The following is a 15,449-nucleotide window of genomic DNA, read 5'->3' as shown; positions in this document are numbered from 1 at the left end:
TACGGACAGGCCGGCTTGCGCCGGCGGTGGATTGTCCGTTTACACAAAATTCTGTACACCCTCCCAGTGCGCCAATTTCGCGCAAACAAACGGGGGAGTCCATCCCATCACTCAAGCCGACCCGCCTACGGCGGGCGGCTTATCTGGGCCGTTAGGCCACTCAAAAACTACATCTAGGCAAACATGAGCGAACTACAAAGCGTGATTGAAAAGGCATATCAAGCGGCGAAGTCCGGGGAATGGGATCGCCTTCTATCTGAATGGGAGAACTCCACTGTCCTCGCTAAACGCTGTAGTCGCTATTCAAAGCCTGGTTCGTCGTGGAGCTTTCTTCATCAGGCTGCCTACTTTGGCAATGAACAAGCATGTCGTGCGTTGATTGGCCTTGGTGCATCGACCGAGGCACAGACCCATGACTCTCTTACTCCAGCAGAAATTGCCGCGCAGAAGGGGCATCACGAACTTGCCACCTTCCTTAGGAACGCATCTATCGGCAGAAACACGCTATGGGAACCGCCGATTGACCCCGACGTTCTGCCGAGCAGCAACCGGTGGAGCGAGGCAACAGAAGCAAGAGCCAGCACTGAACTGTTCGTCGCCTATGGCGGGGGACTGGTCAGAATTACCAAGGGCTCACCGTACTTCACAGACTCCCTTGATCGTGTCTTGGTGGGTTGGCACGGGACGTTCAACCCACCATGCGGCATGGACGGCGAGTCAATGCTTTCTCGTAAGGCATAAAGTGCTTACACAAGTCGCGCCTAACTGGTCGGCCAAGCGGACGCCAACAAGGTCCATGGCTTCGCCATTTTTATGGGCCTTGTTGGTGCCCTCCACTCGCTGCGCTCCTTCCGGCGCCGCTTACCTTGGGCGTTAGCGCTCATGTCAATCGCCCTTCGAATGTCCTCGTCCGTCTTCGGTGCAGCATTGGCGGCAGTCTTTTTTTGGGGCTACGCGGGCTTGGCGAACGTTGGAAGTGCCGGGAACCCCATGGCCTCCGGTCGTTCTGAAGCGATGTTCGCTGGCCCACTTTACTTGCTGCTCCTTCTGATACTTGCCTGGGTTTGCAAAAAATCGAAGGATACGAGGGCGATCGCTTACGGGATTGAGGTGTGGAAGATATTGAAGAAGACGGGTATTGCGCTGTTGCTTTGTGTTCCCGCTGCATTTTTCTTCATCGGTTTCGTTGCCCCACCTTTCATCGTCGCAACTTCTGCAGTATATCTTCTGATGTCAGCAATCAATGTGAATCCGAGCAATGGGCGCTAACAGGTTTCCCGTTTTGGCGTCTGGGTCTAACTGTGCAGTCAAGCCGAACCGCCTACGGCGGGCGGCTCACTTTCGGCGTTAGGCCGCATTAAACAAAGGCAGGAACTGCAATGGGTGCTTGGGGAACGGGCCTTTACTCCGACGACACGACATGTGATGTCCGAGACGACTATGTGCAAAACTTGAAGCACGGACTCTCCTCAGAAGCGTCCGCTCAAAAGATTCTAGATCGCTATGGCGATCTCCTAGAGAAAACCGAAATTGCCTGCCTCGTGTACTTTGCTTTGGCAGACACAGCATGGCGGTATGGGCGCCTTAACGAAGCATTAAAAGACAGGGCTCTATCACTACTCAAATCAGGTGGGGATGCCTTTATTTGGGAACGTGACGCCCCCAAAAGTGCAGCATCAAGGCGTAGAACTCTAAGAAATCTGGAAAATCGCCTCGGCACCCCTCAGCCTGAAGAAAAAGCCGTTAAGGCTTCAACACCAAAGCCAAAGAAGCTTCGCACAACTGCACCTATCGGATCTGTCTTTTCACTAGCTCTGCCTAGCAAAAGCTTTGCGCTGTTGGTTCTCGTAGGATTTAAGGAGCTCGAGAAAAGCATTGACCCTGTTTTTTCGATCATGGACTGGAGAGTCACCTCGCCAGCAGACTTGCCAGAGCATATCAATGGCAGCAACAGAACGTTGACATTTTCGAAATCCTTCTATCGACCGTTTGGGCATGTCGCGATCATCCCCAGGGATGAAAGAAGGAGCATTCTTTCCGGGCTAGAACCTGTCGACACGAAAATTTTGTCCCCTATGCCCTATGAGCCGGATAACACGGTGTGGCTCGCCGTTGGCAGAATAGCAAATGAGATAGAAAAACACATTGAAAATGTCACGCATGAGTAGTATCGCCGCTCTAACATTTGCTACCAGCCTAACCATTTGGCCAAGCCGACGCCCACAAGCTCTGCTTGTGGATGCCCTCCGCACTTCGTGCTCCGGCGCGGCTTACCGCGAGCGTTAGCACCGCAGAAAAACAGCTTTATTCAAGGCTATGCTTTTTCAAACGGCATTCCATTTTTCAAGCGCTGTGCAGCGCTGGGTTTGCCGTTCCTCTGGGCTTCGCCTGGTGGCTTTTCGTCGGTTTTTGGTCTTTTTGCCCTCTAGCCCTTGTACAGCAAGCGCCAGCAGCTATCGTTTTGGAAGCGTTGAGTTGCCTTGGGCAGCACTGCCGACCTGCCGCTGTCTCCCCTGCGCTCCCCACAGGCCCTACCATCGGGCCTTTGTTTTTTCCGGAGCTTTCTTCATGCGCGTTCTGTTCGCCCTGCTTTCTTCGCTGGCCCTGGCCCCTGTGGCGCTGGCGCAGTCGGCCCCTGTGACCACGGCCAGCGGTCTGGTGTATGAGTCCCTCAAGGAGGGCACGGGCGATGCGCCCAAAGCCACCGACACCGTCAAGGTCCACTACAAAGGCACCCTGCTCGACGGCAAGGAGTTCGACAGCTCCTACAAGCGCGGCGAACCCACCGAGTTTCCGCTCAACCGCGTGATCCCCTGCTGGACCGAGGGCGTGCAGCGCATGAAGCCCGGTGGCAAGGCCAAGCTGACCTGCCCACCCGCCATTGCCTACGGCGAGCGCGGCGCGGGCGGCGTGATCCCGCCCAACGCCACGCTGAACTTCGAGGTCGAGCTGCTGTCCGTTCGGCGCTGAATCGCCAGGGGCTTGCACGCCCACACAGCCGCCTGGGCGGCCCTGGCGGGCTTACACTTGCGCGCAGTCCATGGCCCTTCCCGATCTGTCCTTTCTGCTGCAGACACAGTCCCCCGGCTCCCTGCCGGAGGGCCAGGCTCTGGCCCTGCAGGCCCAGGCGGTCACATCGACGCCCGACGAAGCCCCCCTGGCCGCCTTGATTGCCGAACTGCGCGCTTACCAGATGGAGCTGGAGGCGCAGAACAAGGTCTTGCAGTACAGCCAAGCCTCGGCAGAGCGCGCCTCCGAGCGCTTTGAGGCGCTGTTTGCCAGCGTGCCCCTGTCGCTGATGGTGCTGGACGAGCACGACATGGTGGTGCAGGCCAATGCCATGGCACACCGCTCGTTCCAGCCCACGGAGCGCGATCGCCCCCTGACCGCGCTGATGCCTTTTGTGTCGGCGCACGATGCCGAGCGCGTGCGCCTGGCCTTTGCCGAGGCGCGCCAACAGGGCCAGGCCCTGGCCACCGAGGTGGTATTTGCCCAGGGCGAGCAGGTGCGCATCACGGGTGACCTGCACATTGCTTTCATCACGCTGGGGCACGAGGGCGAGACCCCACAGCACCAGTACCTGTGCGCCGTCATCGACCAGGGCCCGCTGCTGGCCGAGCGCAGCGCGCTGCAGGAGCGCAACGAGCAACTGCGCGCCAGCGAGAAGCGCCTGGAAGCAGTCATCAATTCGGCGCTGGACGCCATCGTGTGCGTGGACCAGCACCAGCGCATCACCGTGTTCAACCCCACGGCAGCGGTGCTGTTCCAGTGCAGCGCCAGCGATGCACTGGGCAGCAGGCTCGAGCGTTTTCTGCCCGACGCGGCGCAGGCGCTGGGTTTTGGCCAGCTCACCACCCAGGCGGTGCTGGGCGAGATGACGGCGCGCACCGCTGCGGGCAAGGAGCTTTCGGTGGAGGTGAGCGTGTCTTTCGAGCACCATGCCGATGGCCTGAGCACCACCGTGTTTGCCCGCGACCTGACCAGCCGCAAGCGTGCCGAGGCCCAGCGCACCGAGCTGGAGGCGCAGCTGCGCGAGTCACACAAGATGCAGGCCGTGGGCACCATGGCCGGGGGCATTGCGCACGACTTCAACAACATCCTGGGCGCCATTCTGGGCAACGTGGAGCTGGCCATGGCCGACTGCACGCCCGAGTCCGGCGCCATGGTGAGCCTGCGCGAAATCCAGAAGGCTGGGCGCCGGGCACGCGATCTGGTGCGCCAGATCCTCACCTTCAGCCGCAACGAGCCGCCACGCCTGAACGCCGTGGACCTGGCCGAAGCCCTGCACGACACCGAGCGCCTGCTGCGCGTGACGATGCCGCCCACCGTGGCCTTGCAGATCCACATTGCGCCCCACCTGCCCACGGTGCTGGCCGATGCCACCCAGGTGGAGCAGGCCTTGTTGAACCTGTGCACCAACGCCATCCATGCCATCGGCACCGCCAAGGGCACGGTGCGCGTGGACGCCCTGCCCCTGCGCCCTGACACGGCGCTGTGCGACCGCCTGGGCCTGCCTGCAGGCGACTACGTGGCCATCAGCGTGCACGACAACGGCCCCGGCATGGACGCGGCCACTCTGCAGCGCGTGTTCGAACCCTTTTTCACCACCAAGCCTGTGGGCCAGGGCACGGGCCTGGGGCTGGCGGTGGTGCATGGCGTGATGCGCACCCACGCAGGGGCCGTGGATGTGCACAGCACGCCCGGCCAGGGCAGTTGCTTCACGCTGTATTTCCCGGCCCAGGCCGAGGGTGCCGCAGCACCGACCGCAACGGAACCTGCCCCTGCGGTCACCGCACCGCTGGCGCCTCCGGCGCAGCAGCATGTGATGTACGTGGACGATGACCAGGCCCTGGTCTTTCTGGTGGAGCGCCTGTTGCGCCGCCGAGGCTACCGCACCAGCGGCTACACCGATCCGCTGGCCGCCCTGCAGGCCCTGCGCGCGGCGCCGCAAGACGTGCACCTGCTGGTAACCGACTACAACATGCCCGGCTACAGCGGTGTGGAGCTGCTGCAGGCGGTGCGCGAAGTCAGGCCCGACCTGTCGGTGGCCCTGGCGTCGGGCTATGTCACGGCAGAGATCGAGCAGGCGGCCCTGGCCGCAGGCGCTCGCGCCCTGATCCACAAACCCAACGATGTGCAGGAACTGTGCGACACCGTGGACCGGCTGATCCATGCCGCAGAGTGAACCGGACCGCGCCCCCGGCGCTGCCACTGGACTGCAATGCCTGCATGAAGATTCGCACCTGCTGGTGCTGGCCAAGCCGCCCGGACTGCTGTGCGTGCCGGGGCGCGGGCCCGACAAGGAAGACTGCCTGAGCCGCCGCGCACAAGCACAGTGGGCTGATGCGCTGGTGGTGCACCGGCTGGACCAAGCCACTTCTGGCCTGGTGCTCATGGCCCGCAACACCGAGGCGCAACGACGCCTGGGCCGTGCGTTTGAGCTGCGCCAGGTGCACAAACGCTACCTCGCCGTGGTGGCTGGCGCCCTGGCGCAAGCCCCGGATGGTGCATGGTCCACCATCGACCTGCCCATCGCCGCCGACTGGGAACGCCGCCCGCTGCGCACCATCGACCCCCATCGGGGCAAGCCCAGCCAGACGCGCTGGCGCTCGCTGGGCTACGACGCTGCCACCGACAGCAGCCGGGTGGAGCTCGAACCCCTGACCGGCCGCACCCACCAGTTGCGCGTACACCTGGCGGCCCTGGGCCACCCCATCCTGGGCGATGCGCTGTACGCCGACAGGTGCGTGCAAGCCCGCGCACTGCGCCTGCTGCTGCACGCGCAGTGGCTGGCGTTTGAACACCCTGGCACGGGTCAGTGGGTGGAGTTCACCTTGCCTACGACGTTCTGACGGCGTTACATGTCAGCGCAACACTGCACGTTGTTGCGCCCCGTCTCCTTGGCCCGGTAGAGCGCCTTGTCGGCCTTGTTGACCAACTGCTCGAACGTCAGACCCATCCCCCAGACCAGCGTGGCCACACCGATGCTGACGGTGACCGATGTGGTTGCGCCCTCGTCGTTGACCACCACCGCCTGCGATGCCACCACATGGCGCAACGACTCCGCCAGGTGCAATGCGCTGGCGCTGTCCGTTTCCGGCAGCACCAGCACGAATTCCTCACCGCCGAAACGTGCCACCGTGTCGATCCCGGCGCGTGTGCGCGCAGCGCAGGCATCGGCCACCGCGCAGATCACACGGTCGCCCGCGAGGTGCCCCCAGACATCGTTGACGTTCTTGAACAGGTCGATGTCCACCACCATGACGGACAGCGGGTGCCCGAAGCGCTCGGCGCGCCGGCATTCGCTCTCGCCCAGCTCCATGAGGGTGCGCCGGTTGGACAGACCCGTCAGCGAGTCGTTGGCAGCGAGCAGGCGCAGCGTGGTGTTGAGCTGCTGCAGCAAGGCGTTCTGCTCGACCAGTTGGCGGTTGATCTGGGCGATCTCGTCCTCCTGGCGCTTGCGGTCGTCGATATTGAAGGTCACGCCGATCAGCCGCTTGCCAGGCGATGCACTCCTGCCGTCCATGATGCGGCCGTAGTTGGCAAACCAGATCCATTCACCCTGCTTGGAGCGCAGCCGGAACTCGCACCGGTACTGGGCCGTGCGGCCCGAGAGATGGTCCTCCACCGCCTTCTGCACCCGTGGCAGGTCGTCCGGGTGAAACAGGCCGTAAATGCCCTGCACGTCGGCGACGATCTCCTCCTCGGTGAAGCCCAGCTCCTCGAAGGTCTTGCTGGCCTTGCGTGTCACCTCACCGGTCAGAAGGTTGTTCTCCCACAGGTCCAGGCCTGCCGCCTCCAGGGCCAGCTCCAGCCGTTCCTTGTTCAGGTCTGCGTCGCTCATGGCCAGAACCTGTTCTCAAGCCGAAGGCAGCGCCCCCGCATACCCCAGGTTGCGCAGCAGCGCCGCAAACGAAGCCAGCACGCCAGGGGTGCCGCACAGCTTCTCGGCCGCACGCACCTGGATGACGCTGACCGTCTTGCCTGTGCTCTTGCCCGTGGCAGCGTTGAAGTACTCCGACAGGTCGTCGCTGGCATTGGAAAAGCCCCGCCCCGTGCTCTCTGAGTAGTAGCAAATGGAGTCGGGTGCGACGACGTCCGGCATGGTGCTTGCCGCCGAATACATGATGAGGTTCTCGTTCAGGTTGTAGAGGTAGTGCGTCTGCGTGCTGTGCTCGGGATCGATGGTGTTGTCCAGCCGGATGATGCCCGAGTCAAGCGATGCGCTGGACGTGGACTGCGTCACCGCAGTCATGTAGAAGTTGGTCACGACAGCGCTGGCCGCGCGGCCAGTGACCAGGGAAATCATCGCCGCCACTTCGGATGTCGGCGGCGGGCTGGACGCCGCCAGCAGAAAACGCCCCAGGGCGCGCACCTGCTCCAGGGTTCCGGTGATGTAGCTGCCTGTCAGGGCATGGCCATTGCCCGCATTGGAAGGCCACATGGCAATCCCCGAATACCCGCCAAAGCCCCCCACCACGCCGCCTGCCAAGGACTCCACCTGGGCCGCTGTAGGGGCATGGAGCAGCGCCGACTCCACGGCACGGGGTTCAGCGGCATCGCTGGCCAAGGCACACGGGCAAGGCGCCAGCAGCGGGGTGCCCGTGAAAGTGGTTTGGGGCAACTGTGGTACCGCACGCCCTGCGCCGTCACCGTCCACCACCCAGACCGCGCCTTGCGACATGACCGCGCCAATCAGGGGCACCAGGGAGTTGATCGGGCCGATCTCCACCGGGATGAAACACCCCAGCGCGGCGCCGGTACCGACCTCCAGCAACCGAACGGAGTTGCGGATGGAGTTCTCTACGGCCGCCAGCGTCAGGCGGTCGGCCGCATCGGGCGATCCCATGATGGCCAGCACACAGGCATTGGTCACGCCGTCATAGTCGCGCACCTGGACGGTGCCACCCCACCCCTGCTGCCCCAGCTCCTGGAGGATGGCCCGAGCATCGCCGTAGCTGCCGCCACCACCGCTGGCCAGCACGGCTGCGCCCGCGGCGATGGCCTCGAAATCTTCCAGCCCGTATGCATGAATGCCCATGGCGCTCCCTCCGGTGATGGCCGGTGCGGCGTTGCGTTGTATCACTGTGCTGCCAGGCTGCCAAGGCTAACCGACATTTGGTAGGCCCCAGGCTCAGTAAAACCCGCATGCTCACCTTCCCCACAGGGCAGATAACATCCGGCCATGCCCCAACACCTCACCATCCTGACAGGCGCCTCGCGCGGCATGGGCCTGGCCATGGCGCGGCAGATGCTGCGCCCCGGCCACACCCTGCTGTGCATCTCGCGCACCGCCCACGCCACGCTGCCCCAGGAAGCCGCCACCCTGGGCTGCACCCTGGAGCAGTGGGACCAAGACCTGGCACAGCCCGAACAGGCGGCCGAGCGCCTGCGTGCATGGCTGCAACGGGCTCCAGTCGGCCTGTTTGCCAGCGCCACGCTCATCAACAACGCGGGTGTGATCCCCCCCATCGCCCCGCTGTCTGCCAGCGTTCCGGCAGACCTGGCCATGGCGCTGCGCGTGGGGCTGGAAGCGCCGATGCTGCTGTGCGCAGCCGTTCTGGGTGCTACCGAGGACTGGGGCGTTCCGCGCAAGGTGCTGAACATCTCCTCCGGCCTGGGGCGGCGGCCCATGGCGTCGCAGGCCGCCTATTGCGCCGCCAAGGCGGGCATGGACCATTTCACCCGCTGCATGGCGCTGGACGAAGCCCGCAAGCCGCAGGGCGCCAAGGTGTGCTCGCTGGCGCCCGGCGTCATCGACACCGACATGCAGGTGCAGCTGCGTTCCGCGGCGCCGGAGGCCTTTCCGGATGTGCAGAACTTTGCCCAACTGCAAAGCAGCGGCATGCTCAGCAGCGCACCCGATGCGGCGGCCCGCGTGCTGGCCTGGCTGGAGCGCCCCGACTTTGGCACCCAGCCCGTGGCCGATGTGCGCGAGGCCTGAAGACCGCCACGCCCCAACCCGTCGATTGCTATTGTTTTTATAGCTAATTGCGCTTTACCATCAAGCGCCCGAGACCATTTTGACCTTTTATTTTCGCTTGGTTTCCCAAACACAAAGGCCCCGCATTGCGGGGCCTTTGCTTTTGTATTGGATGCCCGCCCCAAGGGACCGGAGCTCGTCGGCGTGACGATCAGTCGCGCACCACCAGCACGGGGATGTGCACAACGCCCAGCACGCGCTGGGTGACGCTGCCCAGCACCAGCTTCTCGATCCCCCGACGGCCATGCGAGCCCATGACGATCAGGTCGGCACCAGTGGTCTCCTGCGCACGGGAAATGCCTTCTTGCACGGCATGGCCCTCGCCCACCACTGTGGAAGCGTCGACACCGGCGTCCAGCATGGCCTTCTTGGCGGCGTCCAGCGCGGAATTGGCCTCCGCCGTGGCGGCGCTGAGGTACTGTGCCTGGCCATAGGCAAAATCGGCGCCTACGCCCGTAAAGGGGTACGGATCAATCACGTACAAAATGGTCACGGCACTGCCAAAGGCCTTGGCAAGTCCAGCAGCCTTGGACACAGCCATCATGGAAGTGGGCGAACCATCGACAGGAACCAGAATGTGCTTGAACATGTGTTTCTCCTTGAACGTTGATCGGCACCGCACACCTGACCGTGCTTGACACCAGAGTGCGGTGGCTTGAACCCCAGTGTAGCGCCTGCCCTCCCCACGACAAGCGTTTAGAAGGCAGATTCATGGGGCCGCGTGCCAAGCCATGAAGCACGCGAAAACCCCAGCACCCATCGGCCTGCTCGGGTGTAGCATGCAACAGTTGATCCATCACCCACGGGTAAAGCGCCATGCCCCACGAACGTCGCCATTTCATCCGCGTCACCTTTGATGCCCCCGCCCAACTGACCACCGGCGACGGCTGCTTCAGTGTGCATGTGCTGGACCTCTCGCTCAAGGGTGCGCTGGTGGTGTTGTCGCCCGGGGTGGATCTGCAGCCCGGCGCACTGTGCCAACTGGTGGTGCCCCTCACCAGCACCCACGACCACATTGCCATGTCCACCGAGGTGGCGCATGTGGAGGGGCGCTGCGCTGGCCTGCTGTGCCACTCGATCGACCTCGACAGCGTGACGCATCTGCGCCGACTGATCGAGCTGCAGCTCGGTGCTCCCCATCTGCTCGACCGCGACCTGGCCGAGCTCACGACCACTTGATCATTTCGCCTTGCGCTTGGAGCCGCAAGCCGCCTGCACTGCATTGCGTTGCCATGACGGCCCTGTGCGTGTCGCGGCCCATCGTGTCAGCGTACCGCTTCCTGTTCCTGCAACAAACGCCACATGACCTTGCCGCTGCCGCTTTTTGGCAGTGCATTCACAAACTGCACGGTGCGCGGCACCTTGTACACCGCCATGTTCTCGCGGCACCAGGAGATGATTTCCTGCTCGGTGGTGTGCGCATGGTCTGGCCGCAGCACGACCACCGCCTTCACGCTTTCGCCACGGTAGTCATCCTTGGTGGAGATGACACAGGCCTCCTGGATGGCCGGGTGCCGGAACATCAGCGATTCCACCTCTGCGGGCCAGACCTTGAAGCCTGAGGCGTTGATCATGCGTTTGAGGCGGTCGGTGATAAAGAAGTAACCGTCCGCATCCACCTTGCCCAGGTCTCCGGTGCGAAAGAAGCGCTTGCCGTCCAACTCCACGAACACAGCTTCGGTGGCCTCGGGACGGCTCCAATAGCCATCAAACACCTGGGGGCCGTGGATCAGGATCTCACCCTGCTCGCCCACGGGCATCTCTTGCAGGGTGTCGGGATCGACCACACGCGCATCGGTGCCCATGAAGGGAATACCCAGGCATTGCTGTTTGGGCTGGTCCGGCGGGTTGCTGTGCGACGGTGCAGCGGTCTCGGTCAGACCATAGCCTTCGGCATAGCGCAGGCCAAACTGGTCCAGCAGGCGCTGGGCCACGGCCTGGGGCATGGCAGCACCGCCTCCACCAATGTAGTTGAGGCTGGAGAGGTCGAATTGCGCAAAGTTTGGGCTGGCCATCAAATCGATGACCATGGTGGGAATGTTGGTCCAGGAGGTGACCTTCCAGCGCGAAATCAACCGCCCTGCCAGTTCGCGATCCCAGCGCGGCATGATGACCAGTGTGCCGCCGCTGTAAATGGTGGCGTGCATCATGCTGACCATGCCAGTGATGTGGAACATGGGCACCACGGCAAGGGTCACGTTCTCGGACGTCGCATTGCCCCACAGACTGCTGGCCACGGCGTTGTGCATCAGCGTGCGATGTGGGTGCATGCATCCCTTGGGAAGCCCCGTGGTGCCGCTGGTGTAGGGCAGCACCGCCAGGTCATCGGGGCCCACCAGAAGATCTGGCACAGGGTCTGAGCACGCCAAGGCCTGCTGCCAGCCATGCACCTCGCCGCCCTCCAGTTCCGGCAGTCCATGGCAGGTACACAGCCAATCGTTCCAGGACGCAGGCGGTGCATCGACACCCGCAGCATCTGCATCAAAAGCCTCTGTGAACTCGGTGACCAGCAAGTGCCGAAGGCGCTGGGCGGATGCCAGTGCGTTGCTGGCCTTGGCCAGCTCAGGCGCCAAATCTGCTGTGGTGATGGCCACCAGCGCCTGGGGATCGGTGATGTAGTGCTTGAGCTCCTCGGCACGGTTCATGGGGTTGACCGGCACCACCACCGCATTGGCCCGCAAGATCGCAAAGTGGGCCAGCACCAGTTGCGGACAGTTCTGCATGCACAGCAGCACCCTGTCCCCCTTGCGCACACCCAGCCGATGCAGAAACGCGGCCATGCGCTGCGCCGCCATCTCCAGCGCCCGATAGCTGACGCTGCGCCCAAAAAACACCAGCGCTGCCTTGTCGGGATAGCGCCGTGCGCTGATAGCCAGGTTGTCCCACAGCGAGGTCTGCGGAGGAACGATGGCATGAGGAAGCCTGCGAGGCCAGAAGCGGTGATGCGAATTCATGGACAACTCCTTTGCTGCTTTCGCAGTCTATGGAGCCCCCGAACCCGGCCATCGGGGGTTTTCACCTGTGGGATGTCACTTGGGTGTCAACGCAGCAATCCGCCGATGAGGGCTTGCTTTCCATGACTCATTCACCGATTCACACCCACCTGAACCAGCGACCATCGGCACACGGACTGGTGGGATGCAACACTCAATTCCCCGGTATCGCGTCTCGCTGAAACCCGCTGATCAAGGAGCCGGAAATGTTCGATATATCCCAAGCCACCTCCATGCTGCACTCCTTGGGCACCAGCAGTTCTGTAGCCAACAAAACCGCTGAACGTTCCGTACAAAACAGCGGGGCAGAGGGCCAATCCTTCTTTGAAGCTTTGCAGCAAAACCTGGCAGCGCTGACCCCAACAAGCAACAAGATGGCTGCAGCAGAATCAACTCCGTCAAAAGCTCCAACGGTATCCACATCTGCCACCAAAGCAGAAAACACATCAGCGCCTGAACCTACGGCCGAAGTCACTGCTCCCTTTGAAAATTTCCAGGAATTCAAAAACTGGGAAAAAGGACTCGGCAATACCTTTGCAGAGGACTACAAAGCACCGGATTACATCCGTGCGATGGGGTTGTCCCTTTGGGGAGGCGATGAGGGCGCTTTCAAGCGCTACATGTTCTTCAAGAACAATCCACAGTACGCCGTCGATTACGAGTCCATTCGGAGTGGAAACTTGTCCAAGTACCCCACTGACGGCTCAAGCTTGGTAAAGACCGATCTGTCAACGATGGACGCCAGCACCGCAAGCTACTACAAGAAGAATGTGGGCAACTTGCTTATGGCAGAGGGATTCAGCATGGATCCCACGCTGCTGAAAAAGAGATTGGAAGGCAGCGCAGAAGGCATTAACGACCCAGACTGGCTCACCAACCATCGATGGACTGCAGATGGCGCGGTGGCCAGCAACAACCGAGTCGCCTACGCTCAAGCGGATTTCATTGGAATCGATGGCAAGGGAGCCGGAACCTACCGGCTCGCAAAATACGACTCAGCCACCGGGAGAATCATCGACTTCGATGGCCGAAGCTACGACCCCATCACCGGCGAAGAGGCGTAAAGCCCTCTTCACCGTTCCACAGGTTCACTCCCACTCAATTGTCAACCGGAACGAAAGCTTGGACTTCTTCGTTCCGTGTTGCACCAATTGAGATAGAACGAGTGATTCGTCCAAGGTCGTCCATACCGTCAGCTTTACCGTCATAGTTTTTTGTCGATTTGGGTGTAGTCCAGAAAAACCCAACGGCACCCTGCCCCGTCCGAACATACAGCAAATTTGACGGCATTTGGTTGTTCATTGAACTCCCATGGATTTGAGTACGTCCGCAACCACGGCATCGCTTTGCGTGGCATTCCCCCTACAGCCGTGCGAACTTGCGCCGGGTCATTGCGCTTTGGGCAAATGTCTCTCAACAAAATCCAGAATATCGCTCCGCGTAATGTCCGTGAACTTGTTGCTGCTGCAGATGGGGAATGGGTTGTACTTGTTGAGCGCCCGAGTGCACACGTTATCTTCCGCCCGACGACCGACACCTCGGGTTGGCGAGTCCCATGCGTGCGTAGCGCCCTCAAATTTCGTCCACTTCTCGACGCCCTTGAATACTTTGTCCACGTTGCACTGAGACAGCGGTGTGGCGGTATCTGCACTACCAGTAAACGCAATCACAGGTGCCACATAGTTGCCCAGCGGAGGAGCGTCTTCACGATCCGTACTGCCGCTGGGCGCACGACCAAAAATGGACTCTTTGACATAGCAGTTGGGGTAAAGAGACACACCTCCAGCCAACAATGATGTGATTTCGCTTCTGAGGTTGTGGTTTGTGAACGCACGCAGCACCGTCCATCCGCCTTGGCTGTCGCCAATCACGAACGTCTTCTTGGGATCAGCACCTTCGGATCGCGTGAACCGAGCAGCAGCGATCAGATCAAGAACTCGCATGTTGGCCCCAAAGCGAGTCCAACTGAGCCAGTTTTCCGTACGCCCCCGTGACCAATACGAATCGAGAATCAGAATGTTGGCGTCGAGGTTGCGCTTGGCCCACACTGCGGTGTCCAGGTTGCCGGGTGCCACACCATGACCACCATGGACAATGATGATGGTGGGACGCTCGAACACTCGACCGTTCTGTGCTGTCCAGCTAGAGAACAGCATGCCCTTGCCGTCATAAGACGGAACGTTGGCGGAGAACAGGTTGAGCCCATTGTTCACCAGCGGTCGTTCCATGTTCCAACCATGGGACGATGCCGGTGGATACTGCTCCATGATGGGCGGCTGGTACTTTTCAACGGGAATCACATCGTCTGAGGCTGCCCAGGATGAGGTCGATGCCATGAACAGCACTGCGGCACCAAGAAGCGAGCAGAAAGCGGTGCGAGGTCGATTTTTCATTTTCTGTTTTGATTCCAACATAGGTGCTCACTGCAGTGGCAGCCCCCGGCTGTCTAGGCTCAGCCCCATCTTTTGAAGCAGAGCAGGATCGAAGCGAGACATGGCGTCACTCTGGCAACGCAGATCAGCAATGCGTTTGCCGCCCTTCTCCACCAACACTCCCTTGCGTCCATTTTCACCGTCACCGGCATAAACGACATAGCGATAGTTGCCCCTGTCGAATGACAGGAAGTTCACTGCCGTGCCATCTTGACCAAGCTGTGAGCCACGTTGGAAAGCTGAAGCCGCGCCAGTTCCAGCGCTCGGATATTCCATCTCCACTGCGCCTTCCAGCGGTGCTATCCGATATGCCAACTGCTCATTGCCATCACTGCGCCCCGTACAAACCGAGACGCGCTTCTTCCCGGTGGAACACGCAAAGATCGGGGTCTCAGCAGCCGTGCAGAGATGCGGGACGGTCACAGCCGGAGCAGCAACCGTCACGTTGGCTGGCGGAGTGACTGGCGCTGCAGCGGGTGCTGTGTTCGCAGGCGCTGATACAGCTGCAGCTGGCGCAGGCTGGGCCACTGGTGAAACAGCTGGAGTCGGCTCCGCTGGCTTGGCCTCGGCTGCTGGCGGAGCTTCACCGGCAATCTTTGCAATCTCCGCTTCGCTCTTGTCGAACACCCGGAGCATCGCCAGATCGTGGAACAGCCCCATGAATGCCAAGTGTCCAGTGAGCTTGACCAGTATCTCCTTGCTGTCTTCGGTACGTTGGACGGTGTAGGTCACATTGCCCTTAACCGTATTGCCCTCCAACGCGGCGCCTTGAGGCTCATACGTGCCGCGCAAATGATTGAGCATCCGTTGGTCGGTAGGGATGGCGTCTTGCGGCATCACAGCCGTCAGGACCGCTGAGCAGGTCTTCTTCGCCGTCGATTCATCACTGCGAGCCGTGGTGATGGACTCCACCGTGACTTTGGTGTTCTTGCTCGTGATCTGCACGCTGCGCTGGCGCTCAGGGTGAACCGCCCCGGGTTTTGAGGAGGCTCCAACACTTGAGAAGATGGAGCTATGAACAAGTCACCGAAGTTCTCCCCG

The 15,449-nt window shown here is 61.6% G+C and carries 16 protein-coding genes; 10 read left to right on the top strand and 6 right to left on the bottom strand.

Going from position 1 to position 15,449, the window contains the following annotated elements:
- Positions 1–183 precede the first annotated feature (183 nt).
- The 7 genes from MJ602_RS16560 (at position 184) to MJ602_RS16535 (ending at position 5,852) form a co-directional block, all read left to right on the top strand.
- On the top strand, positions 184–741 hold the full coding sequence (locus tag MJ602_RS16560; RefSeq protein ID WP_243021850.1) for an ankyrin repeat domain-containing protein: 558 nt from the start codon (positions 184–186) through the stop codon (positions 739–741).
- 141 nt (positions 742–882) lie between these two features.
- Positions 883–1,269: a hypothetical protein gene (locus MJ602_RS16555; protein ID WP_243021849.1), complete on the top strand. Its 387-nt coding sequence runs from the start codon at positions 883–885 to the stop codon at positions 1,267–1,269.
- Positions 1,259–1,351 carry a DUF1010 domain-containing protein gene (locus MJ602_RS16855; RefSeq protein ID WP_423246723.1) on the top strand — a complete coding sequence of 31 codons (93 nt, stop codon included), beginning with the start codon at positions 1,259–1,261 and terminating at the stop codon, positions 1,349–1,351. Before MJ602_RS16555 ends, MJ602_RS16855 begins: the two co-directional genes overlap by 11 nt.
- Before the next feature lie 28 nt (positions 1,352–1,379).
- A complete protein-coding gene (locus tag MJ602_RS16550; protein WP_243021848.1) occupies positions 1,380–2,168 on the top strand; it encodes a hypothetical protein in 789 nt (262 codons plus the stop codon).
- A gap of 400 nt (positions 2,169–2,568) precedes the next feature.
- Positions 2,569–2,970 (top strand): FKBP-type peptidyl-prolyl cis-trans isomerase, encoded by a 402-nt coding sequence (locus MJ602_RS16545; protein ID WP_243021847.1) that lies wholly within the window; start codon positions 2,569–2,571, stop codon positions 2,968–2,970.
- Between the two features lie 70 nt (positions 2,971–3,040).
- A complete protein-coding gene (locus MJ602_RS16540; protein WP_423246722.1) occupies positions 3,041–5,185 on the top strand; it encodes a PAS domain-containing hybrid sensor histidine kinase/response regulator in 2,145 nt (714 codons plus the stop codon).
- The gene (locus tag MJ602_RS16535; RefSeq protein WP_243021846.1) at positions 5,172–5,852 is read left to right on the top strand and encodes an RluA family pseudouridine synthase; all 681 of its coding nucleotides are present in this window, start codon (positions 5,172–5,174) and stop codon (positions 5,850–5,852) included. Before MJ602_RS16540 ends, MJ602_RS16535 begins: the two co-directional genes overlap by 14 nt.
- Positions 5,853–5,857: 5 nt before the next feature.
- Here the strand turns inward: MJ602_RS16535 and MJ602_RS16530 are convergent, their stop codons facing one another.
- Together MJ602_RS16530 and MJ602_RS16525 are read right to left on the bottom strand one after the other, a co-directional pair.
- Positions 5,858–6,844 (bottom strand): sensor domain-containing diguanylate cyclase, encoded by a 987-nt coding sequence (locus tag MJ602_RS16530; protein ID WP_243021845.1) that lies wholly within the window; start codon positions 6,842–6,844, stop codon positions 5,858–5,860.
- A 15-nt stretch (positions 6,845–6,859) separates the two neighbouring features.
- Positions 6,860–8,041 carry an S-methyl thiohydantoin desulfurase domain-containing protein gene (locus MJ602_RS16525; protein ID WP_243021844.1) on the bottom strand — a complete coding sequence of 394 codons (1,182 nt, stop codon included), beginning with the start codon at positions 8,039–8,041 and terminating at the stop codon, positions 6,860–6,862.
- A 144-nt stretch (positions 8,042–8,185) separates the two neighbouring features.
- Between MJ602_RS16525 and MJ602_RS16520 the strand changes: the two genes are divergently transcribed.
- Complete coding sequence (locus tag MJ602_RS16520) at positions 8,186–8,944, top strand: SDR family NAD(P)-dependent oxidoreductase (RefSeq protein WP_243021843.1); 759 nt, start codon at positions 8,186–8,188, stop codon at positions 8,942–8,944.
- A 190-nt stretch (positions 8,945–9,134) separates the two neighbouring features.
- Here MJ602_RS16520 and MJ602_RS16515 read toward each other — a convergent pair whose 3' ends face one another.
- Entirely contained in the window at positions 9,135–9,572 is a 438-nt protein-coding gene (locus MJ602_RS16515; RefSeq protein WP_243021842.1) for a universal stress protein, read from the bottom strand.
- A gap of 227 nt (positions 9,573–9,799) precedes the next feature.
- On the opposite strand from MJ602_RS16515, the gene MJ602_RS16510 reads away from it, so the two are divergent.
- A complete protein-coding gene (locus tag MJ602_RS16510) occupies positions 9,800–10,162 on the top strand; it encodes a PilZ domain-containing protein (RefSeq protein WP_243021841.1) in 363 nt (120 codons plus the stop codon).
- 86 nt (positions 10,163–10,248) lie between these two features.
- Here MJ602_RS16510 and MJ602_RS16505 read toward each other — a convergent pair whose 3' ends face one another.
- Positions 10,249–11,937 (bottom strand): long-chain fatty acid--CoA ligase, encoded by a 1,689-nt coding sequence (locus MJ602_RS16505; RefSeq protein WP_243021840.1) that lies wholly within the window; start codon positions 11,935–11,937, stop codon positions 10,249–10,251.
- A 245-nt stretch (positions 11,938–12,182) separates the two neighbouring features.
- On the opposite strand from MJ602_RS16505, the gene MJ602_RS16500 reads away from it, so the two are divergent.
- Positions 12,183–13,040: a hypothetical protein gene (locus MJ602_RS16500; RefSeq protein ID WP_243021839.1), complete on the top strand. Its 858-nt coding sequence runs from the start codon at positions 12,183–12,185 to the stop codon at positions 13,038–13,040.
- Positions 13,041–13,364: 324 nt separating this feature from the next.
- Here MJ602_RS16500 and MJ602_RS16495 read toward each other — a convergent pair whose 3' ends face one another.
- On the bottom strand, positions 13,365–14,369 hold the full coding sequence (locus MJ602_RS16495) for a dienelactone hydrolase family protein (protein ID WP_243021838.1): 1,005 nt from the start codon (positions 14,367–14,369) through the stop codon (positions 13,365–13,367).
- A 27-nt stretch (positions 14,370–14,396) separates the two neighbouring features.
- Positions 14,397–15,353: a hypothetical protein gene (locus MJ602_RS16490; protein ID WP_243021837.1), complete on the bottom strand. Its 957-nt coding sequence runs from the start codon at positions 15,351–15,353 to the stop codon at positions 14,397–14,399.
- Between the last annotated feature and the right edge of the window lie 96 nt (positions 15,354–15,449).

The sequence above is a fragment of the Simplicispira sedimenti genome (assembly GCF_022760965.1).
In the GTDB taxonomy this organism is placed as follows: domain Bacteria; phylum Pseudomonadota; class Gammaproteobacteria; order Burkholderiales; family Burkholderiaceae_C; genus Simplicispira; species Simplicispira sedimenti.
The sequence above is the reverse complement of the archived record's forward strand: the minus strand, read 5'-3'. Positions and strand labels throughout refer to the sequence as shown.